Genomic DNA, 318 nt, shown 5'->3' with positions numbered 1-318 from the left:
TGTATGTGGCATCCTGCGGATAGAAGCGGACAGTAGCACTGCTCATGTCTTCGCCTTTCACGACGCTCTCGACCTTTATAGGGATGTCCAGATACCCCGGTGACGGCTTTGCCGCTTCCTCGGTAAGTCGTTGCTTCGGCACATCCATCTTGCCGATAAGCACAATGCTTGACCCAGCGAGCAGCGTGGCGATCTTTGGGTCCGATGGGCAGAGCCGCGCTGAGACAGGCGAGGAGTTGGAGGTTGGAGAGACGCCCAATCCAAAAACAATCGCGAGCAGTGTAATCCGCATGATCATGATGATGACGATGCCACTTC

At 55.3% G+C, this 318-nt stretch carries 1 protein-coding gene; it reads right to left on the bottom strand.

The genetic code is table 11. The features are described from left to right. A partial coding sequence (locus ACUCV3_RS27390) for a hypothetical protein (protein WP_482241484.1) occupies positions 1 to 318 on the bottom strand: 318 nt, incomplete at both ends.

The sequence above is a fragment of the Sphingobium sp. VMM genome (genome assembly GCF_056790315.1).
This window is presented reverse-complemented; position numbering and strand designations above follow the sequence as displayed.